The organism is Pseudomonas sp. 2(2015), from assembly GCF_000955865.1.
GTDB lineage: Bacteria > Pseudomonadota > Gammaproteobacteria > Pseudomonadales > Pseudomonadaceae > Aquipseudomonas.
The window spans coordinates 3,535-25,839 of record NZ_JYOF01000015.1; the positions used below are offsets into that span (position 1 = coordinate 3,535).

Sequence of the window (22,305 nt, forward strand, 5' to 3'; positions counted from 1 at the left end):
GCTGTCTTAGGACGGGCGTCGCAGGGTCTTTTGCCGCAGGATGTAAATGCTCACCAGCACCGCGCTGGTGAGCATGAACCCCCGCGCCCAGATCAGCGGCACCAGGTAGCAGGACAAACCGATGCTTAGCCACATCAGGCCGATGGCGTAGACCTTGCCTTTGAGGGGAATGCCTTCGCCACTGAGGTAGTCACGAATCCACGGCCCGAGCTTGGGGTGGTTGACCAGCCAGTGGTGAAAGCGCGGCGAGCTGCGCGCAAAGCACGCAGCGGCCAGGAGCAGGAACGGGGTGGTCGGCAGTACCGGCAGGAAGATCCCGATCACCCCCAGCGCGACGCTGAGCCAGCCGATGGCCAGCAGCAGGTAGCGCATGGACGCCGACTCAGTGGTGGCGAGGCTTGAGCAGGGCTGGCTTCTCGTCCGGCGCGTGCAGCAGCAGGTACAGCGCGGTCAGGGCTTCAGGGATCTGCACGATCATGTCGTCCTGCAGGTTGGCGTCCTTGGCGATGTCTTCGAATTCTGGCTGTTCATCGAACAGGCCGGAACCGACCATGATCGGCAGGAGCATCTCGCTGACTTCGTCTTCAGCGGTCTCGAACCAGGCCTCTTCGCGCATGAACACGCCTTCCATGAAGCCGATGCACCAGCCGCGCAGGTCGGAGTCGTCCGGGTCTTCACCCAGGTCGAGGTCGCACGGCAGTTCGAATTCCTCGTCGCTGGCCAGCTGGCGGGCAACGTGGGCTTTGAGCTGGATCAGCGTGGCTTCGATCTCTTCACGCTGGGCGTCGTCCTTGTAATGCGGCTCTTCGGCGAACAGGGCGTCGATCCATTCGCGCTCGGGAACCTCTTCGGCACCGATCGACAGCGCGGTCAGGAAACCGTGGGCGGCCACGTAGTCGAGCGCCTCTTCATGCAGCTCGTCGGCGTCGAGGAAGGCTTGCAGGCGGGTCAGTTGCTCGGCGAAGGACATTACGGGGCTACCTTGGGAATAAACGATACTGAATTCTAGCACCTTGCAGCGCAAACGAGGCAAAGGAAGACGTCTATCGCAGAGCATCCTGCTAGGCCGCAGGCTCCGGTATAATGCCCGGCTTTTATCCCAGGGCCCTTGTAACTCGGGGGTCGGGTAAAAGCCGCTTACGCATTTTCGGGTGTCGCCAGCGGGTTTTTCGTCCAGCCTGTGCCCAGGATGGTTCTGCGATTTTTGGAGTTTTTATGCTCGAACAGGCTCAGCGCGTCCTCAAGGACATCTTCGGTTACGACAGTTTTCGGGGTCGCCAGGGCGCGATCATCGAATGCGTGGCCAAGGGTGGCGATGCGCTGGTCCTGATGCCCACCGGCGGCGGCAAGTCGCTGTGCTTCCAGGTCCCGGCCCTGTTGCGCCCTGGCCTGGCGGTGGTGGTATCGCCGTTGATCGCGCTGATGGACGACCAGGTGGCGACCCTCGACGAATTGGGCGTGGCCGCCGCTTCGCTGAACTCGACCCTCAGCGCCGAGCAGCAACGCGAACTGGCCGGGCGTATCCGCCGCGGCGAAGTGAAGATGCTCTACCTGGCCCCCGAGCGCCTGGTGCAGCCGCGCATGCTCGATTTCCTGCGTACCCTCGACATCGCCCTGTTTGCCATCGACGAGGCCCACTGTGTGTCGCAGTGGGGCCATGACTTCCGTCCCGAGTACCTGCAACTGGGGCAACTGGCCGAGCTGTTCCCCAACGTGCCGCGCATTGCCCTGACCGCCACCGCGGACATGCGCACCCGTGAAGAGATCGTCACCCGCCTGCACCTGCAGAACGCCGAGCGCTTCCTGTCGAGCTTCGACCGGCCGAACATCTTCTACCGCATCGTGCCCAAGGAGCAGCCGCGCAAGCAGTTGCTGGCGTTCCTCGGCGAGCGGCGCGGCAACGCCGGTATCGTCTACTGCCTGTCGCGCAAGAAGGTCGACGACGTCGCCGCCTACCTGTGCGAGCAGGGCTTCCCGGCCTTGCCTTACCATGCCGGCCTGCCTGCCGAGACCCGCGCCTCCAACCAGCGGCGCTTTCTCAACGAGGAAGGCCTGATCATGGTCGCCACCATTGCCTTCGGCATGGGCATCGACAAGCCCAACGTACGCTTCGTTGCTCACCTCGACCTGCCCAAGTCGCTCGAGGCCTACTACCAGGAAACCGGCCGCGCCGGTCGTGACGGCCTGCCTGCCGATGCCTGGATGGCCTACGGCCTGCAAGACATGGTAATGCTCAAGCAGATGCTGCAAAACTCTGAAGGCGACGAGCGCCACAAGCGCATTGAGCAACACAAGCTCGATGCCATGCTCGCCTTGTGTGAAGAAACCCGCTGCCGCCGCCAGACCCTGCTCAACTACTTCGACGAAGAGTTGCCGCAGCCGTGCGGCCACTGTGACAACTGCATCGATGGCGTGCAGACCTGGGATGCCACCGAGCCTGCGCGCCAGGCGCTGTCGGCGGTGTACCGTACCGGTCAGCGTTATGGCGTCGGCCACCTGGTGGATGTGCTGCTGGGCCGCGATAACGAAAAGATCCGCAATTTCGGCCACGAGAAACTGGCCGTGTACGGCGTTGGCAAGGACCGCTCCGAGCACGACTGGCGTTCGCTGTTCCGCCAGTTGGTCGCCCGCGGCCTGGCCGACATCGACCTCGAAGGTTACGGCGGCCTGCGCCTGTCCGACACGTGCCGGCCGTTGCTGCGCGGTGAAGTCAGCCTCGAGCTGCGTAAAGATCTCAAGCCACAAACCAGCAGCAAGGGTGGCAGCAGCAGTGGCGGCAGCCCGGCCAGCCAGCTGGTGCGTGGCGAAGAGCGCGAACAATGGGAAGCCCTGCGTGCGTTGCGCCGCAAGCTGGCCGAAGAACATGGCGTGCCGCCGTATGTGATCTTCCCCGATTCGACCCTGCTGGAGATGCTGCGCAGCCAGCCCACCAGCCTCAGCGAGATGGGCCGGGTCAGCGGCGTCGGTGCGCGCAAGCTCGAGCGTTACGGCGAAGCCTTCCTCGAAGTGCTGGGTGGCGGCGTCGAAGCGCCAAAGATCGTCACCGACCTGCGCCACGAACTGGTCAGCCTGGCCCGCGCCGGCATGACTCCGATGCAGATCGCCGGGCAGCTGAACTGCAGCGAAAAGAACGTCTACAGCCTGCTTGCCGAGGCCATTGGCCGCCAGGAGCTGTCGCTGGACCAGGCCCTGGACCTGCCGGAAGACCTGCTGGGCGAAGTTCAGGATGCCTTCCTCGATGGGGAAGGCGAGTTGCCGCCGGTGTCGGCGATTGCCGAGCAGTTTGGCGGGCGAGTGCCCGAAGGTGTTTTGTATTGCGTACGGGCCGCGCTGGCTGCCGAATTCGAGATGTAAAACCGGCCTTGTCATCATTTATAACGATTATCGAAGCACCGCCAGCCGTATGAGCCTTGCCTGCGGCTCACGGTCATGGTTAGCTGACTAATAATTAGTTCTGATGATGAGTTTCTCTATGCCGTTGACCGACCAACACAAATTCGGGATGCAGCTGGCACACATGTCCCGCGGCTGGCGCGCCGAACTGGATCGCCGCCTGGCCGGGCTGAACCTGTCCCAGGCCCGCTGGCTGGTGCTGCTGCACCTGGCTCGTTTCGATGAGGCGCCGACCCAGCGCGAGCTGGCCCAGAGTGTCGGCGTCGAGGGGCCGACCCTGGCCCGCTTGCTCGATAGCCTGGAAACCCAGGGGCTGGTGCGCCGTCAGGCGGTGCTCGAAGACCGACGGGCGAAAAAAATCCTCCTCTGCCCACCGGCCAAGCCTTTGATCGACCAGATCGAAACCATTGCCAACGCCTTGCGCGCCGAGCTGTTCGTCGGTGTTGACGAAGAGGACATGCGCATTTGCATGCGCGTCCATGCGCGGATCCTGGCCAACCTGGAAAAGTCCTGATCCTGCTCAGAAGGTGTGACCCAGGTTCAGGTACATCGCCTTCTGATTCTCGCTGTTGGCCCCGTAGCTGAAGTTCAGCGGCCCCAGGGGCGTCTCGAAACCGACGAAGATGCTGGCTGCATTGATGTAGCCACTGTCGAACTCGTTGTCGTTGTTCCAGGCCCGGCCGCGCTCCAGCGAACCGCCCAGGTACAACGGGAAGTCCAGCGGCAGGTAGGCGCGTGGGGTCAGGCGGCGGTAGTAGACCACGCGCATCAGGCTGACGTTTTGCCCGGATACCGAATCCTGGCGAAAGCCCGACAGCTGCCGGGCGCCGCCGAGCACGAAGCTTGAGGTGACCACTTCGGCATCATCCAGGGTCCTGCCGTAGCGTCCGCCCACCACCCAGGTGTTGGGGCCGCTGCTCATGGCCTTGTCGATGTTCAAATCCCACTGCCGGTAACGCTGGTCCGAGCCCAGGTTCGGGTCGAACTGGCGCAAGGTCAGGTTGATGTCCTCACCGCTGTGGGGGAAGTAGACGTTGTCGAGGGTGTCGAACGAGTACTTGAGCTCGTAGAAGCCTTCGTTGAAGTTGACCTTGGGCAGGTCCTGGTCACCGATGCGCACCTCGGCCTGGCCCCAGGCCTGGCCGACGCCAAAGCGCACTTCGCCGTTGTTGCCGATCTGCCGGCCGAGGTTGAGACCGAAGCCATAGCGCTCCAGGCGGTATTCGGCAATCGGGTCGTCGTCCAGGGTCGCCTCGATGTTTTGCGAGCCGAGGTCAATGTATGGCGCGATGAAATAGCGCGAGCCGGCATCCAGCGGCTGGTAGAACTCGCTGTACAGCTCTTGCTGGTCGCCGATCTGCGCGCGGGTCAGCCATTCGGCGCCGAGGGAGTTGATGCCGTTGACCCGGTAGCTGGCACCGATGTTGAAGGCGCTGTCGCCGCGCATGTCGTCCGACAGGTTCAGGCCCAGGCGCAGGTAGTCGGTGCCGCCGCGACGGCCACGGGCGTTGATCACCAGGGTGTTGTCGTCACCCTTGTGCACTACCCGGTACTGGACCCGGTCGAAGTAGTCGAGGCCGTACAGGGTGCCCATGTCGTTCTGCAGGCGGCCCAGTTCCAGTGGCTCGCCGATGGGTTGGCGAATGTAGTAGCGGATCACGTCGTCGCTGACTTTTGAATCGTTCTCGATGCGGATCGCGGTGATCACCGGTGTGCGCTGGCTCGGCGAGCGTGCGGCCAGCAGCTCGCCGTCGCTGGCCTGCGGGCGCTTGAGCACCGCCAGGCGTGCGTCCAAAGCGCGGGCGGCGCGGTAGCCGGCGTCGATCATGTCCTGGGCGCGGCCGAAATCGGTGACGCCAAAACTCGACAGCGGTGGTTGGATGAGAATGTCGTCGCGGTGCAGCGCTGCCAGTTGCTCTTCGGAGTTGCGTCGGGTCATCAGGGTGATCGACTGGTTGAGCACATCGACCACGGTTGCCAGCTGCTTGCGGCTGCGCAGCGGGGTGCCGATATCGACGACGATGGCCACGTCCACACCCATCTCGCGCGCGACGTCCAGGGGAATGTTGTCGACCATGCCGCCATCGACCAGTAGCCGGCCATCGATCTCGACCGGGGCGAATACCGCCGGGATCGACATGCTGGCGCGAATCACCTGGGGCAGGTGGCCACGACGGAATACCACCTTTTCGCCGCTGGCGATGTCGGTGGCCACGGCGCGGAAGGGAATCGGCAGCTTGTCGAAGTCGCGGGTGTCGCTGGTGTGGGCGAGCATGCTTTCCAGCAGCAGCGCCAGGTTCTGGCCCTGGATCACCCCCAGCGGCAGGCCCAGGCTGCCGTCGTCGCGAAAGCTGAGCTTTTGTTTGACGAGAAAGTCGCGGTCATCCTGCTTGCGCCGAAACGGCACGTCCTTGCGCGGCGGCGCGTCGGACAGCGCCTGCTGCCAGTCGATGTTGAGGGCGAGCTTTTCCAGTTCGTCGATCTTGTAGCCGGAGGCGTACAGGCCGCCGACCACCGCGCCCATGCTGGTGCCGGCAATCGCATCGACCTTGATGCCCTGTTCTTCCAGGGCCTTGAGCACGCCGATATGGGCCAGGCCACGGGCAGCACCGCCGGAGAGCACCAGGCCGACTTTCGGTCGGGGCGCTTCGGCGGCCAGCAGCGGGAAGCAAACGAACATCAGCAGCAGGGATAACAGCAGGCGGTGCATCATGACTCTCGGAGCGAAGGCTAAAGACCGCTAGTATAAGCGCGCCCACCTGTCAGGAGACCTTCAGTGTATGTCCGCGCATAAACCGGAAATTGTCATTACCTACTGCACCCAGTGCCAATGGCTGCTGCGTGCCGCCTGGCTGGCCCAGGAACTGCTGAGCACCTTCAGTGACGATCTGGCGCGGGTGGCCCTTGAACCCGCCACCGGTGGCTCCTTCCGTATTACCTGCGACGGCGTGCAGATCTGGGAGCGCAAGGCCGATGGCGGCTTCCCTGAAGCCAAGGTGCTCAAGCAGCGCGTGCGCGACCAGATCGACCCGCAGCGTGATCTGGGTCACAACGACCGGCCCTGACAATCAGCCCTCGGCGAGCGCCGCCTTGCCTACTTGATTGCCGGCCGCCAGGCGGCTGGAAATGACGATGGCGAGAATGATCAGCACACCGCCCATAAGCATGCGCAAAGTCGGGGTTTCGGCGAAGATCAACCACGCCATGGCGATGCCGTAGACCGGCTCCAGAGCAAACACCACGGCAGCGGTGCGCGCCTTGATCACCGCCAGGCTGGCGACGAACAGGCTGTGGGCGACGCCGGTACAGAACACCCCGAGCAGGCCGATCCACAGCCAGTCCATGGCGCTGACGCTGCCCAGCGCCGGCGCGGCCACCGGCAACAGGCACAGGGCGACCACGGCGTTCTGGCACAGTGCCGCCTGCACCGCCGGGATGCGCCCGGAGCCTGCACGGTTGGTCAATGACAGCAGTGAAAATAGCAGGCCTGACAGCAGCGACCAAAGCAGGCCGCCGGTGGCCTGGCTGGCCAGGTCGAAGTCCGGGGTTACCAGCACCAGGCCGATGCTCACCAGCAGCACCAGGACGATCTCGTTGGTGCGGATGCGCTCGCGAAACAGCAGGCCTTCAAGGATCACGGTAAAGGCCGGGAAGCTGGCAAAGCCGAGGGTGGCGATGGCGACACCGGCGACTTTCACCGAAATGAAAAAGCTCACCCAGTGCCCGGCCAGCAGTACGCCGCCGAGCAGCAGGCGGCGCCAGTCCTGGGCCTGCAGGGGCTGCCAGGCCTTGCGCGCAAAGCCTGCGAACACGGCCAATGCCAGCACGGCAAAAGCGGCTCGGCCGAAGACGATGATCGCCGGCGCGGCGCTGGCCAGTTTGCCGAATACGCCGGTCAGGCCGAAAAACAGTGCGCCGATGTGCAGGGCGCCGAGGGCAGTGCGGTGATTCATGGTGGTCCTTGTCAGAGAGCAGGGCAGCGGCGCCAGTTTACGGGGGCGGCGCTGGCGCTGTCTGTCGCGGTCCTCGCGTCAATTGTCGGCACAATCGCGGCGCAAGGCACCAGGCGTGCGGCCAAACGCCTTGAGCATGGCGGCGGCAAAGGCGCTTTGCGAGCTGTAGCCGACCTGGCAGGCAATATCGCCGATCGGCAAGCGGGTATCGCGTAGTAGCTGCCGCGCGCGTAGCAGGCGACGCTGGCGTACATAGTCCATGGGCGTGACCCCGCATTCAGCCATGAACCGCGCATGCAGGCGCGCGCTGGATAGCCCGGCCAGGCGCGCCAGGTCGGCCACCTGCAGCGGGTAGGCGGCGTTCTGCTCGATATGCGCATCGAAGCGGGCATAGGGCAGTGAGGTTGTCGGCGCAACGGGCGCCGCGCCGCCGTTCAGGCTGGCCAGCAGCAACACTGCACCTTGCTGGGCGATTAGCGGATCGTTGATCGGGCTGGCCGCCAGCCAGTCGACCAACTGCTGCTGACGATGGTCCAGGTTCAACGGCCCGGCCCGCTCCAGCAGGCGCTGGCTGGCGTCCAGGTGCGCGCCCAGGCTCTGGCCCAGCCAGTTGTCGACCGGGACGTCCAGCACCAGGCAATCGCTGCCGACAGTACTGCCGCAGGTGTGATGGCGGCCAGCCGGGACCACCATCAGGTCCTGGCGGTCCAGCTGCGCGCCGCGGCCTTCGACCTCGAATTCCAGGCGCCCGCGCAGGCCGAACACCAGTTGCGGGTGGTCGTGGCTATGGGCGATCAGGTCGTGGCGATAATGGCGCAGGGAAAGTATCGGGGCGCGGCTCATCGAAGGCTCCTCCGGCAATCGCAGCAGTGTACAGGCAAGCAGGCGGGCCGGGCATGTCATCAGACCGACACCGGGCGGTCATGTTCGATTCACCGCTGCTTGGCAAGCTGGCGCAAACCTTCCCGGAGCCTGCCGATGACCCGTGCCGAGCTTGTCAGACCCTCGCGCAAACAGCGCGTGCGCACCCTGTGGATCTCGGACGTGCACCTGGGCACCCGGGATTGCCAGGCCGAACACCTGTCGCAGTTTCTCAAGGGTTACCAGGCCGATCGCATCTACCTGGTCGGCGACATCATCGACGGCTGGAAGCTGCGCGGCGGCATGTACTGGCCCCAGGCGCACACCAACGTGATCCGCCGCCTGCTGACCATGAGCAAGCGCGGCACCGAGGTGATCTACGTGACCGGCAACCATGACGAGTTCCTGCGTCGCTACTCCAAGCTGGTGCTGGGCAATATCCAGTTGGTCGACCAGGCCGAGCACCTGACCGCCGATGGCCGGCGCCTGCTGGTGATTCATGGCGACCAGTTCGACGTGATCACCCGTTATCACCGCTGGCTGGCGTTCCTCGGCGATTCGGCCTACGAATTCACCCTGACCCTCAACCGCTGGCTCAACCACTGGCGTGCGCGCTATGGCTACGGTTATTGGTCACTGTCGGCGTACCTCAAGCACAAGGTCAAGAGCGCAGTCAGCTTCATCAGCGACTTTGAGGAGGCCATCGCCCATGAGTGCGTCAAACGCGGCTTTCATGGTGTGGTCTGCGGGCACATTCACCATGCCGAGATCCGCAAGGTCGGCGAGGTGGATTACCTCAATTGCGGTGATTGGGTCGAGTCGTGCACGGCACTGATCGAGCACTGGGACGGCAGCATCGAGCTTTATCGCCTGGCCGACGCCCAGGCCGAAGCCGCCCGGCGCCAGGCCGGGCTGGAGGAGCTGGTGGATTCAGGCAGTGGCGGTGGGTTGCTCTAGCGCGGCCTTGTAGATCGACTGCCGGGGCTTGGCGAACAGGCGCTGCAGCATCGGCTCGAAGAAGCTCAGGGGCAGGCTGTCGTAGCCCGGATCGAAGGCGGCGGCATCGTAGCGGGCACAGAACTCGATGGTTTGCTGGTACTGCGGATGGTCCTGGAATTGCTCGCGCAGGTGCCGGTCCATGCCCAGGTGATGGAAAAAGTAGTAGCCCTGGAACACCCCGTGTTTTTCCACCATCCACAGGTTTTCCGGGCTGATGAACGGCTTGAGGATGGCGGCGGCGATGTCCGGGTGATTGTAGCTGCCCAGGGTGTCGCCGATGTCGTGCAGCAGCGCGCAGACCACGTACTCTTCATCGCGCCCGTCACGCCAGGCGCGGCTGGCGGTTTGCAGGGAGTGGCTCAGGCGGTCGATGGGAAAGCCGCCGAAGTCGCCATCGAGCAGGTGCAGGTGCGCCAGGATGCGATCGGCCAGCTGGCTGGCATAGGCCCTGAAATCCTCGGCGATGATTGCCCAATCCTGCTCGGTACCGTCCTGCATGTGGTTAAAGCGGGCTTGCTGGTTCATCGGCGCTCCGAAACGCGGGGTTTCAGGGCACTCTACCTGTACCGTTGGTCGGGGCAGTGGCCGCCCGGGACGGGTTTCTGACCTTGCGGGCCGAAATCAGAAGCTGACCTTGCCGCGCAGCATGTCGCGGTACATGGCGAAGTCGCCAATCAGGCTGTACAGCGGGTGCTTGAAGGTGGCGGGGCGGTTTTTCTCGAAGTAGAAGTGCCCGACCCAGGCAAAGCCGTAACCGGCAAAGGGCAGGGCCAGTAGCAGCAACCAGTTGCCGCTGCCCAGGGCAAAGGCGAGTACGGCGATGACCAGGCTGGTACCGACGAAATGCAGGCGCCGGCAGGTGGGATTACTGTGCTCGCCGAGGTAATAGGGGTAGAACTCGGCAAAACTGCGAAATTGCTGAGGGCTGTTCACGACACTGCTCCAGAGTCTGGTCAATCTGACGAAGATACACGGCGTGGAGCCTGATCTGAGTCTAGAGTGAGTAACACTACAGAGCAGTGACAATAGGCGCCAATTGAGTATCCTTTGAGATCGCCGCAGGAGCGGCTTGTCGGTAACAAAAGAAGCCAGCCATGAGCGAAAGAACCACGTCAGCAAGCTGGGCATCAGGGATCGTCAAGGCACTTGAACTGGAAGGGCTCGATTGCCGTGCCATGTTCAAGCAACTTGGCCTGGATTTCACCGCGCTGGACGACCCCGACGCACGCTTCACCCAGGACTCCATGACCCGCCTGTGGCAGTTGGCGGTCGATCTTTCCGGCAACCAGGCGATTGGCCTGAACATGGCGCGGGTGGTACGCCCGGCGTCCTTTCATGTGGTCGGCTACGCGCTGATGTCGAGCCGCACCCTGGCCGAAGGTTTCGAGCGGCTGGTGCGCTATCAGCGGATTATCGCCGAAAGCTCCGACCTGAGTTTTCGCCTTGAGCCCGACGGCTATGCGTTGATTCTGACCGTGCATGGCGATCACCTGCCACCCACCCGGCACAGTGCCGAAGCCTCGCTGGCCTGCGCCCTGGCGCTGTGCAGCTGGCTCAGCGGGCGAGTGATCCAGCCGCGTCGGGTGCTGGTCCAGGGGCCGCAGCCCAAGGACTTGGGCCCTTACAAGACCGCATTCCATGCCCCGCTGGTGTTCAGCGCACCTTACGATGCGCTGGTGTTCGAGCGCGCTGATATGGAGGCGCCGCTGCCGACCGCCAACGAGGCCATGGCCACCTTGCACGACCGCTTTGCTGGCGAATACCTGGCGCGCTTCTCGGAAAGCCGGGTTACCCATCGTGCGCGCCAGGTGTTGTGCCGGGTTTTGCCCCAGGGCGAGCCCAAGCGCGAAACCATCGCCCAGGCCCTGCACCTGTCGCAGCGCACCTTGCAGCGGCGCTTGCAGGAAGAGGGCACGAGCTTTCAGACGCTGCTGGACGATACCCGCCGCGAGCTTGCCGAGCAGTACCTGGCGCAAGCCAACATGACCCTGCTGGAGGCTGCCTATCTTCTGGGTTTCGCCGACCCGAGCAATTTTTTCAGGGCGTTTCGCCGCTGGTTCGATGTCACCCCTGGCGAGTACCGGGCGCGCTTGAACGGGGCCGTGGTGGCCCCGGTAGAGGATCCGCCGGTCAGTGACGCCAGAACGCCGGCATACATAGCACCAGCACCGTAATGATCTCCAGGCGCCCGAGCAGCATGCCGAAGGCTAGAATCCACTTGGCCGCATCCGGCAGGGTGGCGAAGTTGCCGGCCGGGCCGATGGTTTCGCCCAGGCCCGGGCCGACGCCCGATACGGTGCTGGCGGCGCCGGTCAGGGCGGTCATCCAGTCGACACCCAGCAGCGACAGGGCCAGGGCGATGACGCAGATGGTGATGGCGAAGAAGAACGAGAAGGTCAGGATCGAACGCACGATCTCTTCATCGAGGCGGTGGCCGTTGTACTTCTGCTTGATCACCGCCCGGGGGTGAATCAGCTGGTTCAAGTTGGCCTTGAGCAGGATGTAGGCCACCTGGAAGCGGAAAATCTTGATGCCGCCAGCGGTCGAACCCGAGCAGCCGCCGACAAAACCCAGGTAGAAGAACAGCATCAGCGAGAAATTGCCCCACAGGCTGTAGTCGCCCAGGGCGAAGCCGGTGGTGGTGACCACCGAGGTGACGTTCAGGGCCACGTGGCGCAGGGCGTCGAGCCAGTGCAGGTTGGTGGTGGCCCAGTACCAGGTGCCAAGCACCAGCCAGGTCGCCACCAGCATCGCCAACAGGCCCTGGACCTGCTGGTCCTTGATCAGCGCCTTGCGGTTGCCGCGGATGGTCGCCACGTACAGGGCGAACGGCAAGCTGCCGAGGATCATCACCACCACCGCTACCCAATGCACCGCCGGTATGTCCCACTTGGCCAGGGACTGGTCGGAGGTAGAGAAACCGCCGGTGGAAATCGCCGACATGGCGTGGTTGATCGCATCGAAGGCGTTCATGCCCGCCAGCCAGAAGGCCAGGGCGCCGAGGGTGGTGATGCCGATGTACACCAGCACGATCGACTTGGCGACCATGTGCGAGCGTGGCATGACCTTCTCGGAGCGGTCCGAGGACTCGGTCTGGAACAGGCGCATGCCGCCGATGCGCAGCAGCGGCAGGATCGCCACGGCCATGGCGATAAAGCCGATACCGCCGAGCCAGTGCAGCAGCGAGCGCCACATCAGGATACCCGGCGACATGCTGTCGAGGCCGCTGAGTACGGTGGCGCCGGTGGCGGTAATGCCGGACATGCTTTCGAAAAAGGCGTCGGTGTAGCTGATGTGCTGGGTCAGCAGGAACGGCAGGGCGGCGAAGATGCACACCACCAGCCAGCTGCTGACCGTCAGCAGGTACATGTCGCGCGGGCGCAGGTGCACGTGCTCGGGGCGGCCCTGGATGATCAGCGCCAGGCCTGCGATAAAGGTGATCATGCTGGCCCACAGGAACGACGGCAGGTCGCCCGTGCGGTCGAAGATCACCAGGGTGGCCATGGGCACGACCATGCTGATCGCCAGGGTGATCAGGAAGATGCCGATGATGAAACCAATGATCCTTAAGGTCGGCAACGCCATGTGATCTGCTCTGACTCAAAACGGAAGGGCGCCATTCTACCTATGGACCTTTTTAAGTAAACGCTAGAATAGCCCGACATTTATCCACAAGGGGTAGCCAATGGAGGCTCTCGACGCATTGCTCAACCGGGTTTCGGTTCCACGTCTGCTGGATCCGGCACCCAATACCGCACAACGCGAGGCGCTGTTTCAGGCCGCCCTGCGGGCACCGGACCACGGCCAGTTGCGGCCCTGGCGCTTCTTGACGGTCGAGGGCGAGGCGCGAGCCAAGCTTGGCGAACTGCTCGCCGAAGCGGTCAAACTCAATGGCGAGACCGGCCAGGCGGCGCTGGACAAGGTCCGGGCCATGCCGTTGCGGGCGCCGTTGCTGGTGGTTGTGGTTGCGCGGCTGCAGGATCACTTCAAGGTGCCGCAGTCCGAGCAGCGCCTGGCGGCCGGTTGCGCGGCCCACGGTATTTTGCTCGCGGCTCATGCCCAGGGTATTGGTGCGGTATGGCGTACCGGTGAGCTTTCGTACAGCAAGCATGTGGCCAAGGGATTGGGGCTGGCGGACAACGAAGAGATCATCGCCTTCCTGTACCTGGGTACTCCACAAAATGAACCGCGCACCGCGCCGGTGCTGGCGACGGCTGATTTTGTCAGTGCCTGGGAGTAGCAGCGGGGGTTAGGGCCTCATCGCGGGGCAAGTCGAGGCGTCGCACCGCCGCTCCCACAATGTAGGAGCGGGCTTGCCCGGCGAAGCTATATTGAGTCAGGCCTTGCCAGTGGCAACTCTAGCGTGGCAACAAACCCGCCCTGGGGATGATTGCCCAGGCTCAAGCTGCCGCCATGGCGCTCCGCCGCCTTGCGCGCAATGGCCAGCCCCAGGCCATGGCCTGCGGCACTCTGCCCGGGCGCCCGGTAGAACGGCTCGCCCAGCTGCGCCAGGTGCTCTGCGGCCACTCCCGGGCCATGGTCACGCACACTCAGCACAATCTTGTCGCTTTCGCGCACCCCGGTGATTTCAATCGGCTGCCCGGCCGGGTTGAAGCGCACGGCATTGCGCAGCAGGTTATCCAGCGCCCGCTCCAGCAGCGTCGGCCAGCCTTGCAGGTTGAGCCCGGGTTCATGCTGCAGCAGGATCTCCTGCTCCGGCGCGCCCAGTTGCGCGTCCTTGTGCACGGCGGCCAGCAGGGCATCAAGGTCCACCGGTTCGGCCCGTGCCTGTTCGGCATCGACCCGGGCCAGCACCAGAATCTCACTGATCAGCGCTTCGAGGCGGTCGCACTCGCGGGTCAGGCGCGGCCACAGGGCCTGGCGCTGCTCGGGCTCGGCACGTTCGGCCAGGGCCAGGGCGATGCGCAGGCGCGCCAGCGGCGAGCGCAGTTCATGGGAAACGTCACGCAATAGCTGGCGCTGGCTGCCGATCAGGCTCTGCAGCCGCGCACCCATGCGGTTGAAGTCGTTGGCCAATACGCCGAACTCGTCGCGGCGGTTGGCCAGGCGCGCCAGGCTGTTCTGCTGGTAGGTAGTTTGCCCCAGGTCATGCACGGCGCCGCGCAAGCGGCTCAGCGGGCGGGTGATCGACAGGGTCACCAGCAGGCTGAACAGGGTCAGCACCACCAGGGCGATGCCTAGGGCGCTCAACGGCCAGAGCAGGCTGTCGCGGTGCCAGGCATCCAGTTCCGGGTGCGGGATCCGGTAGATCAGCAGGTAGGTCTCGCCGCTGTCGGGGCTGGTGTATTCCTCGGTCAGGCGGCGCCACGGCAGGCGCCGGTCGTCGTTGTGGCGGCGCGCCTCGAAGGCGGCGGCGCGGCGCGGGAAGGTGCCGGGCACGACGGCGTCGCCACTGTCGTTGAGCACTTGCACATCGATGTTGTAGCGGCGCTTGCGGTGTTCGAGGTAATGCTGGGCGTATTCCGGCCCTTGCTGTTCATAGCGCTGGGTCCAGTTCTTGGCCAGGGTATTGAGGCCCGGGTGGCGGCTGAGAATCCAGGCGTCCTGGTTCAGCATGTGCCCGAGCAGGATCGACAGCCCGGCAACCAGGGCGATGGCTAGCCAGAAACTGGCCAGGATGCGCCAGAACAATGAACGCAAAAGAGGCACCTCTAACGGAAAAAGCCCGGCCTGCTGGGGCAGGCCGGGCGGGTGGCTGACAGCTTACTGGGCCTTGTTGGCTTTTTCAGCTTTCCAGGCTTTGAACTCGGCCCATTCGGCGCGGCGTTCATCCTGCTTTTTCTTCATTTCGTCGAACTGCTTTTGCTGTTCGGGTTTGAGCAGGGCGCGAATCTCGGCCTGGGTCTTGTCCTTCTTGGCCTTGAGCTCGTCTTTCAGGGCCTTCTGGTCAGCGGCCGGGAGTTTTTCCAGGTAGCGCTGGGTGATTTCCTGACGGCTTTTCATCTGCTCGCCCATCAGCTTGCCGATCTGCTGGCGCTGTTCGCGGCTCAGGTCCAGCTGGGCGAAAGGCGCTCCACCGCGGTGGTGCTCGCCGTGGCGCGGGCCGCCGGCATCTGGCATGGCCATGGCAACGGTGGGCAGAGCAGCGGCGAACATCAGGGCGATAAGGGTCTTGCGCATGGTGACTCTCCTTTCTGAGGCCGGTCGTTACCGGATGTGCCCAGTCTAGGGAGATCAAGGTCAGCGGCGGTCAGGCAAGGGTAAAGCTTGGGTAAAGATGCCTGCGCGCCGTGCTGACATTACAGGCTGTAGTAGTAGCCGCGGCTGCGCAGGGCGACGATGCGCGGGCGGCCATCGGCGTGCGGGCCGATCTTCTTGCGCAGGTTGCTGACGTGCATGTCCAGGCTGCGGTCGTACAGGGTCAGCTTGCGGCCCAGGGCGATCTGCGCCAGTTCCTGCTTGTCCAGCGGCTCGCCGGGCTGGCGCAGCAGGGCTTCGAGGATGCGGCTCTCGGAGAGGGTCAGGGCCAGCTCTTGCTCGTCGATGCTGACCACGCCGCGGGCCGGGCTGAAGCACAGGTCGCCGATTTCCACCTGGCTCGGCGTCGCGTTGGGGTGGCTGCGGCGCAGCACGGCGCGCAGGCGGGCGGTGAGTTCACGCGGGTCGCAAGGTTTGGCCAGGTAGTCGTCGGCGCCCAGCTCCAGGCCGAGAATCCGGTCCAGCGGCTCACCACGGGCCGAGAGCATCAGCACCGGCAGTTCGGCGTGTTCGCTGCGCAGCTGCTTGAGCAGCTCAAGACCGCTGCCGTCGGGCAGCATCACGTCCAGCACGACGGCGGCCGGCGCCTGTTCGGCCAGCGCCTTGCGGGCGCTGTGGCCATCGTGGCAGGCACGTACCACGAAACCTTCCTGGGTCAGCCAGCTGCCGAGCAGCTCGCAGAGTTCCTGGTCATCATCAATCAGTAACAGCTCGCTCATGACTCACTCAATTCAACCATTGCCGACGCTTTCTGTGTCCGCCACTGGCAAAGATACCGCAGAGTGCTGCAAACAGGGCAACTGCGCCACCAATCAGGAACCATTGTTGCTGCTCGGTGATGAGTTTCGGCGCGGCGCTGGCCTGCAATTCCTTGAGTGCCAGCTTCAGTTTCTGGTTTTCCTGGCGCAGACGGGTGAGCTGGGCGCTTTCGCGTTCGCTGTCGGCGTTGTGCAGTTGCTGGACCAGGGTTTCGCGCAGGCGCTCGCTTTCTTTGAGGCGCTGTTGCAGCTCGGTGATCTGGCTGCCGGCACTGAGCGACAGCGGGGTGCTGGAGCCGCTGGGCTCTTCAGCCTGGGCCAATGGGGTCAGCAGCAACAGGCACAGCAGCAGGGACAACGGACCTTGACGCATCGGAACTCCTGATTCCATTGGATGGTTCAGGAGGTTGTCGGCCATCGGGCGAGAATAATGAGCATTTGCCAAGAGAAAGCTGCAAGGGGCGGTGCGCCGGCTTGGCCACCGCCCTGCGGCATTACGGCAGGACTTGCTTGAACGGCTTGACGATGACGTTGGCGTAGACGCCGGCGGCAATGTACGGGTCGGCGTCGGCCCAGGCCTGGGCGGCGCTGAGCGAGTCGAATTCGGCGACGATCAGGCTGCCGGTGAAGCCTGCGGCGCCTGGGTCGTTGCTGTCAACGGCCGGGTGCGGGCCGGCCAGTACCACGCGGCCTTGCTCCTTGAGCTGCTGCAGGCGTTCGATATGCGCCGGGCGCGCGGCCAGGCGTTTTTCCAGCGAATCGGCTACGTCTGTGGCAATGATGGCGTAAAGCATGTCATTCCTCGTGCTTGGGAGTGGAAGGCGGAGTGCTCGGGTCGCTGTCGTGCAGGTGGCGCGACAGGTAGACACCCTGGGCCACCAGGAACAGCACGGTCATGCCCAGGCTGCCGAACACCTTGAAGTCGACCCAGAAGCTCTGGAAGGTGAAGGCGACGAACAGGTTGGCCGCGCCACAGAACAGGAAAAAGCCGATCCAGGCGATGTTCAGGCGCGTCCATACCGGCTCCGGCAGGGTCAGGGCGTGGCCCATGATGCGCTTGATCAGCACCCGGTCGCCGATGAAGTGGCTGCCGGTGAAGGCCAGGGCGAACAGCCAGTTGACCACCGGCGCCTTCCATTTGAGGAAGGTTTCGCTGTGGAAGGCCAGGGTCAGGCCGCCGAACACCAGGCAGGCCACCAGGGTCAGCCACTGGCCTTTCTCCAGCTTGTGTTGGCGAAGGAACAGGGCGCCGTAGACCACCAGCGAGCTGATGATCAGCATCGCCGTGGCGCTGTAGATGCCGCCCAGTTCGAAGGTGTGCCCGGCGAATTCGACGGCACGCGGTTCAAGCTTGTAGACGATGAAGAACAGGAGCAGCGGGATGAAATCGATGAATTGTTTCACAATGGCAGCCAGAAGCAGGATGTGACGGCATAATAACAAACATCAATGACAGCGAAAGCGCCACCTATGAATGTTGATCTGCACTGCCACAGTACGGCCTCCGACGGCGCCTTGTCGCCAACGGTTCTGGTCGCCCGGGCCCATGAGCACGGCGTGCGGATGCTCTCGCTGACCGACCACGACACCCTCGAAGGCCAGCTCGAAGCCCGCGCCGCCACCCAGGCCCTGGACATGCACTGGGTCAGCGGCATCGAGCTGTCGTGCACCTGGGGCGGGGCGACCATTCATGTGCTGGGCTACAACTTCCCCCTCGACGCCGCGCCGTTGCAGGCCGCCGTCGAGTCGCTGCACCGTGGTCGCTGGTTGCGTTCGGAAGAAATCGACCGACGGTTGGCACTCAAGGGCATGAAGGGCGCGCTCGACGGCGCGCGGGCCATCCAGCAGGAACTGGGCGACAGCGGCAATGCCCCGGCGCGCCCGCATTTTGCCGAGTACCTGGTGCGCGCAGGCTATGTAAAAGACCGCGCCGAGGCGTTTCGCAAGTGGCTGGGGGCCGGCAAGCTGGGCGACGTGAAGCTGCACTGGCCAACCCTGGAGGAGACCGTCGAGACGTTGCGCCAGTCCGATGCCTGGGTCAGCCTGGCCCACCCGATGCACTACGATTTAACCCGCAGCAAGCGCCGCCGGCTGATTGCCGACTATATTCAAGCAGGCGGGCAGGCGCTGGAAGTGGTCAACGGCATGATGCCGGCCGAACAGGTAGGCACTCTGTCGATCCTGGCCCGTGAATTCGGTCTGCTGGCCAGCGCCGGCAGTGATTTCCATGGCCCTGGCACCTGGGGCGAGATCGGTGTCTACCGGCCATTGCCAGAGGACCTGCCACCACTGTGGCGCCGATTCAAACATGAGCAGCCTATCGCGGCAGTCTGAACAGGAAGAGAACGTGAGTCAGTTTTTCCAGATTCATGCGGAAAACCCGCAACCGCGCCTGATCAAACAGGCCGTCGAAATCATCCGCAAGGGCGGCGTGGTGGTTTATCCCACCGACTCCTCCTACGCCATGGGTTGCCAGATCGGCGACAAGAACGCGGTTGAACGGGTTCGTCGCCTGCGTCAGCTGGACAAGAACCACAACTTCACCCTGATCTGCTGCGACCTGTCGCAGATGGGCCTGTTCGCCAAGATCGACACCGCCACCTTTCGCCTGCTCAAGGCCCATGTACCGGGGCCGTACACCTTCATCCTCAACGCCACCCGCGAAGTGCCGCGCCTGCTGCTGCACGAAAAGCGCCGCACCATCGGCCTGCGCGTGCCGTCCAACCCGATTGCCCTGGCCCTGCTCGAAGAGCTCGGCGAGCCGCTGATGAGCGTCAGCCTGATCATGCCCGGCGAAGACCAGCCGATGACCGATCCCTACGAGATTCGCCAGGCCCTGGAGCATCATGTCGACCTGATCGTCGATGGCGGCTTTGGAGACCTCAAGGCCTCGACCGTGATCAACCTGGCGGGCGATGAGCCGGAAGTGATCCGCGTCGGTTGCGGCGACCCTGCGCCGTTCATGGTCGAAGCGTGAGCCAGGCGACCACCCCCCAAGGCAGTATCGACCCACAAGCAGGCGCCCAGCAGGAACTGCCGCTGGTGCTGGTGTACGGCGAAGCCATGACCGAGATGCCGGTGGACCTGTACATTCCGCCGGACGCCCTGGAAGTGTTTCTGGAGGCCTTCGAAGGGCCTCTGGATTTGCTGCTGTACCTGATTCGCAAGCAGAACGTCGACATCCTCGACATCCCGGTGGCGGAAATCACCCGCCAGTACATGGGCTACGTCGAACTGATGAAAACCGTGCGCCTGGAACTGGCCGCCGAGTACCTGGTGATGGCGGCGATGCTTGCCGAGATCAAGTCACGGATGCTGCTGCCGCGTTCGGCCGAGGTCGAAGAAGAAGAGGCCGACCCGCGTGCCGAACTGATCCGCCGCCTGCAGGAGTACGAGCGCTTCAAGGCCGCCGCCGAAGGCATCGACGGCCTCAGCCGGGTTGGCCGCGAGGTCATCGTGCCGCGCCTGGACGCGCCGCAGGCCAAGGTGCGCAAGCTGTTGCCCGAGGTCAGCCTGGAAGAGCTGCTGGTGTCGATGGCCGAAGTGCTGCGCCGTGGTGATCTGTTCGAAAGCCACCAGGTCAGCCGTGAGGCGTTGTCGACCCGCGAGCGCATGAGCGAAGTGCTTGAGCGCCTCAAGGGCGGCGGCTTCGTGCCCTTCGTCGAGCTGTTCAGCGCCGAGGAGGGCAAGCTCGGGGTGGTGGTGACCTTCATGGCGATTCTCGAACTGGTCAAGGAATCCTTGATCGAACTGGTGCAAAATGAGCCCTTTGCGCCGATCCATGTACGCGCCCGCGCCGAGTAACAACTGAGCAAGCCCATGAACCTGAACGAACCGCGCGACCTGGCGCCCCTGCTCGAGGCCTTTTTGTTGGCCTCGGGCAAACCGCAATCCCTTGAGCGCCTGTACGAATTGTTCGAGGAAGCCGAGCGCCCGGAACCTGCGGTGTTCAAGAAGGCCCTGGAGGTGCTGCGCAAGTCCTGCAATGGCCGCGCCTTCGAGCTCAAGGAGGTGGCCTCGGGTTACCGCCTGCAGATCCGCGAAGACTACGCGCCCTGGGTCGGCCGGCTGTGGGAAGAGCGCCCGCAGCGCTACTCCCGGGCCCTGCTGGAGACCATGGCGCTGATCGCCTACCGCCAACCCATCACCCGCGGCGAGATCGAGGACGTGCGCGGTGTGGCGGTCAACACCAACATCATCAAGACCCTGCTCGAGCGCGAGTGGATCCGCATCGTCGGCTACCGTGAAGTGCCGGGTAAACCGGCGATGTTCGCCACCACCAAGGCCTTTCTCGACCACTTCAACCTGAAGAACCTCGATGACCTGCCGCCGCTGGCCGAGTTGCGCGAGATGGAGCCTGAGCCCGAACCGGTACTGGAACTGGACGATGCCCCGGTACCGGCGCACCTGCAGGCCCTGGCCGATGCCAGTGCCGAGCCGCAAGAGCCCCAGGAAGAAACCAGCTTCCGCAGCCTGTTGACCGAACTGGACGCCATGGAAGAAGGGCTCAAGACCGATTTCGATGACCTGGTCGACGACACCCAGGTGGATCTGGACGACGAGCCGTTGGCAACCGAACTGCAGACGCCGCATCAGTAACCCTGGCCTTCGGGCGGATAGACCCGGCAACTTTTGCAATTTCGGCTAGTCTCAGGTGCGTTCACGCTGCGATCAGCGTATGATTCGCGACCCTTTTTGGCGCTTGTTCGCCATACCAGATTTTCGTAAATACACCGGGAGGTGCCCAGCATGAGTGAAAAAGACCTGCAAGAAACCCAGCCATTGCCGCCATCAGGCGAGAAACTGCAAAAAGTTCTTGCCCGTATCGGCGTGGGCTCGCGCCGCGACGTCGAGGCCTGGATCAGCCAGGGCCGGATCAAGGTCAATGGCGTCAATGCCACCCTTGGCCAGCGCGTCGACCTGCACGATGCGATCTCGGTCGACGGCCGCGTGATCAAGCGCGAAGAAGCTGCCGAAACCGTGCGCCGGGTGATCATGTACAACAAACCCGACGGTGAGATCTGCACCCGTGACGACCCGGAAGGCCGTCCGACCGTGTTCGACCGCCTGCCACGGCCGAAAGAAGGCCGCTGGATCAACATCGGTCGCCTCGACATCAACACCACCGGCCTGCTGATGTTCACCACCGACGGTGAGCTGGCCAACCGCCTGATGCACCCGTCCTACGAAATGGACCGTGAGTATGCGGTACGTGTGCGTGGTGAAGTCGACGAAGACATGATTGCCCGCCTCAAGGCCGGTGTCGTGCTCGAAGACGGCCCGGCGCGTTTCACCGACATCCAGGAAGCCCCTGGCGGTGAAGGCTTCAACCACTGGTACCACTGCGTGGTGATGGAAGGTCGCAACCGTGAAGTACGCCGCCTGTGGGAATCCCAGGGCCTGGTGGTCAGCCGTCTGAAGCGCGTGCGTTTCGGCCCGGTGTTCCTCAACTCCGACCTGCCGATGGGCCGCTGGCGCGAAATGAGCCAGCAGGAAGTCGACATTCTTGCCGCCGAAGTGGGCCTGACCCCAGTGGCCATGCCGGCCCTGAACCACAAGAGCAAGGACAAGCTCGAGCGCCTGCAGCGCAAGTCCACCCGTCCGCTGGGCCGTGGCGAGCGCGTGCGCACCCTGCGTCCGGCCCAGGATGGCGCTGCAACCGGCGAGCGCCCTGCGCGCCAGCCTCGTGGTGAAGCCGAGCGTCCGGTTCGCCAGCCCCGTGGCGACGAGCGTCCGGCCCGTCAGCCGCGTGGTGAAGCGCCGCGTAAGGACAGCGGCCGTGGCAGCAGCACCGTGGCCGAGCGCCCAAGCGACATGAACAAGCGCGGCAAGCCGGCGCCCAAGCGTCCGGGCAGCACCCGCAACAAACCGCGCCCGTAAGTCGGGCCGGTTAAACAAGCCAACCTTCGGGTTGGCTTTTTTTTGCGCAAATTTCCTTGTCTTACAGACACTTCCGTAAGCCGTGGAAAGTTTTTACACCATCATGTAAATAAATCGTTACAAATATCAGCCGGTACACGGGCCCTGGCTGGAGATTTCTATGGGTGTAAACAGAACTTGCCGAAAGCCCCGGGCCAGGGCGCTTTACCTGCCCGTCAACAGCTTGTTCGCAGGCCCCGGGA

The 22,305-nt window shown here is 64.0% G+C and carries 25 protein-coding genes; 11 read left to right on the top strand and 14 right to left on the bottom strand.

What is annotated here, in order from left to right; translation table 11 throughout:
* Window positions 1-6: 6 nt before the first annotated feature.
* Window positions 7-372 carry a YbaN family protein gene (locus UB48_RS19565; protein WP_045200076.1) on the bottom strand — a complete coding sequence of 122 codons (366 nt, stop codon included), beginning with the start codon at window positions 370-372 and terminating at the stop codon, window positions 7-9.
* Window positions 373-382: 10 nt separating this feature from the next.
* Window positions 383-970, bottom strand: a complete 588-nt coding sequence (locus tag UB48_RS19570) for a YecA family protein (RefSeq protein ID WP_045200079.1) — start codon at window positions 968-970, stop codon at window positions 383-385.
* 245 nt (window positions 971-1,215) lie between these two features.
* On the opposite strand from UB48_RS19570, the gene recQ reads away from it, so the two are divergent.
* Entirely contained in the window at window positions 1,216-3,354 is a 2,139-nt protein-coding gene (gene recQ, locus UB48_RS19575; protein ID WP_045200081.1) for a DNA helicase RecQ, read from the top strand.
* 118 nt (window positions 3,355-3,472) lie between these two features.
* A complete protein-coding gene (locus tag UB48_RS19580) occupies window positions 3,473-3,907 on the top strand; it encodes a MarR family transcriptional regulator (RefSeq protein ID WP_045200083.1) in 435 nt (144 codons plus the stop codon).
* A 6-nt stretch (window positions 3,908-3,913) separates the two neighbouring features.
* Here the strand turns inward: UB48_RS19580 and UB48_RS19585 are convergent, their stop codons facing one another.
* Complete coding sequence (locus UB48_RS19585; RefSeq protein ID WP_045200085.1) at window positions 3,914-6,103, bottom strand: patatin-like phospholipase family protein; 2,190 nt, start codon at window positions 6,101-6,103, stop codon at window positions 3,914-3,916.
* A gap of 70 nt (window positions 6,104-6,173) precedes the next feature.
* On the opposite strand from UB48_RS19585, the gene UB48_RS19590 reads away from it, so the two are divergent.
* Window positions 6,174-6,458: a SelT/SelW/SelH family protein gene (locus UB48_RS19590; protein ID WP_045200087.1), complete on the top strand. Its 285-nt coding sequence runs from the start codon at window positions 6,174-6,176 to the stop codon at window positions 6,456-6,458.
* A 3-nt stretch (window positions 6,459-6,461) separates the two neighbouring features.
* On the opposite strand, the gene UB48_RS19595 is transcribed toward UB48_RS19590, so the two are convergent.
* Together UB48_RS19595 and UB48_RS19600 are read right to left on the bottom strand one after the other, a co-directional pair.
* Complete coding sequence (locus UB48_RS19595; protein WP_045200089.1) at window positions 6,462-7,346, bottom strand: DMT family transporter; 885 nt, start codon at window positions 7,344-7,346, stop codon at window positions 6,462-6,464.
* A gap of 78 nt (window positions 7,347-7,424) precedes the next feature.
* Complete coding sequence (locus UB48_RS19600; RefSeq protein WP_045200091.1) at window positions 7,425-8,189, bottom strand: AraC family transcriptional regulator; 765 nt, start codon at window positions 8,187-8,189, stop codon at window positions 7,425-7,427.
* 135 nt (window positions 8,190-8,324) lie between these two features.
* Between UB48_RS19600 and UB48_RS19605 the strand changes: the two genes are divergently transcribed.
* Window positions 8,325-9,164 (top strand): UDP-2,3-diacylglucosamine diphosphatase, encoded by an 840-nt coding sequence (locus UB48_RS19605; protein ID WP_045200092.1) that lies wholly within the window; start codon window positions 8,325-8,327, stop codon window positions 9,162-9,164.
* Here the strand turns inward: UB48_RS19605 and UB48_RS19610 are convergent.
* Together UB48_RS19610 and UB48_RS19615 are read right to left on the bottom strand one after the other, a co-directional pair.
* Window positions 9,138-9,731: an HD domain-containing protein gene (locus UB48_RS19610; RefSeq protein ID WP_045200095.1), complete on the bottom strand. Its 594-nt coding sequence runs from the start codon at window positions 9,729-9,731 to the stop codon at window positions 9,138-9,140. The genes UB48_RS19605 and UB48_RS19610 overlap by 27 nt on opposite strands.
* Before the next feature lie 96 nt (window positions 9,732-9,827).
* On the bottom strand, window positions 9,828-10,139 hold the full coding sequence (locus UB48_RS19615) for a DUF962 domain-containing protein (protein WP_045200097.1): 312 nt from the start codon (window positions 10,137-10,139) through the stop codon (window positions 9,828-9,830).
* Window positions 10,140-10,300: 161 nt separating this feature from the next.
* On the opposite strand from UB48_RS19615, the gene UB48_RS19620 reads away from it, so the two are divergent.
* A complete protein-coding gene (locus UB48_RS19620) occupies window positions 10,301-11,380 on the top strand; it encodes an AraC family transcriptional regulator (RefSeq protein WP_045200099.1) in 1,080 nt (359 codons plus the stop codon).
* Here UB48_RS19620 and UB48_RS19625 read toward each other — a convergent pair.
* Window positions 11,337-12,791 (bottom strand): TrkH family potassium uptake protein, encoded by a 1,455-nt coding sequence (locus UB48_RS19625; RefSeq protein ID WP_045200101.1) that lies wholly within the window; start codon window positions 12,789-12,791, stop codon window positions 11,337-11,339. The two genes, UB48_RS19620 and UB48_RS19625, sit on opposite strands and share 44 nt — an antisense overlap.
* Window positions 12,792-12,891: 100 nt before the next feature.
* Here UB48_RS19625 and UB48_RS19630 point away from each other — a divergent pair, with 100 nt between their 5' ends.
* A complete protein-coding gene (locus UB48_RS19630; RefSeq protein ID WP_045200103.1) occupies window positions 12,892-13,446 on the top strand; it encodes a nitroreductase family protein in 555 nt (184 codons plus the stop codon).
* An 86-nt stretch (window positions 13,447-13,532) separates the two neighbouring features.
* On the opposite strand, the gene UB48_RS19635 is transcribed toward UB48_RS19630, so the two are convergent.
* The 6 genes from UB48_RS19635 to UB48_RS19660 form a co-directional block, all read right to left on the bottom strand.
* Window positions 13,533-14,867: a sensor histidine kinase KdpD gene (locus UB48_RS19635; protein ID WP_045200105.1), complete on the bottom strand. Its 1,335-nt coding sequence runs from the start codon at window positions 14,865-14,867 to the stop codon at window positions 13,533-13,535.
* Between the two features lie 63 nt (window positions 14,868-14,930).
* Window positions 14,931-15,347 carry a Spy/CpxP family protein refolding chaperone gene (locus tag UB48_RS19640; protein ID WP_045200107.1) on the bottom strand — a complete coding sequence of 139 codons (417 nt, stop codon included), beginning with the start codon at window positions 15,345-15,347 and terminating at the stop codon, window positions 14,931-14,933.
* A 119-nt stretch (window positions 15,348-15,466) separates the two neighbouring features.
* Window positions 15,467-16,144, bottom strand: coding sequence for a response regulator transcription factor (locus UB48_RS19645; protein WP_045200109.1), 678 nt, complete (start codon window positions 16,142-16,144; stop codon window positions 15,467-15,469).
* Window positions 16,145-16,151: 7 nt separating this feature from the next.
* Complete coding sequence (locus tag UB48_RS19650; RefSeq protein ID WP_045200111.1) at window positions 16,152-16,556, bottom strand: translation initiation factor 2; 405 nt, start codon at window positions 16,554-16,556, stop codon at window positions 16,152-16,154.
* 121 nt (window positions 16,557-16,677) lie between these two features.
* Window positions 16,678-16,977 carry a YciI family protein gene (locus tag UB48_RS19655; RefSeq protein WP_045200113.1) on the bottom strand — a complete coding sequence of 100 codons (300 nt, stop codon included), beginning with the start codon at window positions 16,975-16,977 and terminating at the stop codon, window positions 16,678-16,680.
* A gap of 1 nt (window position 16,978) precedes the next feature.
* Window positions 16,979-17,587: a septation protein A gene (locus tag UB48_RS19660; protein WP_045200116.1), complete on the bottom strand. Its 609-nt coding sequence runs from the start codon at window positions 17,585-17,587 to the stop codon at window positions 16,979-16,981.
* 66 nt (window positions 17,588-17,653) lie between these two features.
* On the opposite strand from UB48_RS19660, the gene UB48_RS19665 reads away from it, so the two are divergent.
* The 5 genes from UB48_RS19665 to rluB all read left to right on the top strand — a co-directional run bounded on the left by UB48_RS19665 (window position 17,654) and on the right by rluB (window position 22,063).
* Window positions 17,654-18,517 carry a PHP domain-containing protein gene (locus UB48_RS19665; RefSeq protein WP_045200118.1) on the top strand — a complete coding sequence of 288 codons (864 nt, stop codon included), beginning with the start codon at window positions 17,654-17,656 and terminating at the stop codon, window positions 18,515-18,517.
* Between the two features lie 13 nt (window positions 18,518-18,530).
* Complete coding sequence (locus tag UB48_RS19670) at window positions 18,531-19,160, top strand: L-threonylcarbamoyladenylate synthase (RefSeq protein ID WP_045200120.1); 630 nt, start codon at window positions 18,531-18,533, stop codon at window positions 19,158-19,160.
* A gap of 128 nt (window positions 19,161-19,288) precedes the next feature.
* Window positions 19,289-19,987 (top strand): ScpA family protein, encoded by a 699-nt coding sequence (locus UB48_RS19675; RefSeq protein ID WP_177329175.1) that lies wholly within the window; start codon window positions 19,289-19,291, stop codon window positions 19,985-19,987.
* Between the two features lie 15 nt (window positions 19,988-20,002).
* Window positions 20,003-20,782 carry an SMC-Scp complex subunit ScpB gene (gene scpB / locus UB48_RS19680; RefSeq protein ID WP_045200124.1) on the top strand — a complete coding sequence of 260 codons (780 nt, stop codon included), beginning with the start codon at window positions 20,003-20,005 and terminating at the stop codon, window positions 20,780-20,782.
* A 150-nt stretch (window positions 20,783-20,932) separates the two neighbouring features.
* A complete protein-coding gene (gene rluB / locus UB48_RS19685) occupies window positions 20,933-22,063 on the top strand; it encodes a 23S rRNA pseudouridine(2605) synthase RluB (protein WP_045200126.1) in 1,131 nt (376 codons plus the stop codon).
* The last annotated feature ends 242 nt before the right edge of the window (window positions 22,064-22,305 follow it).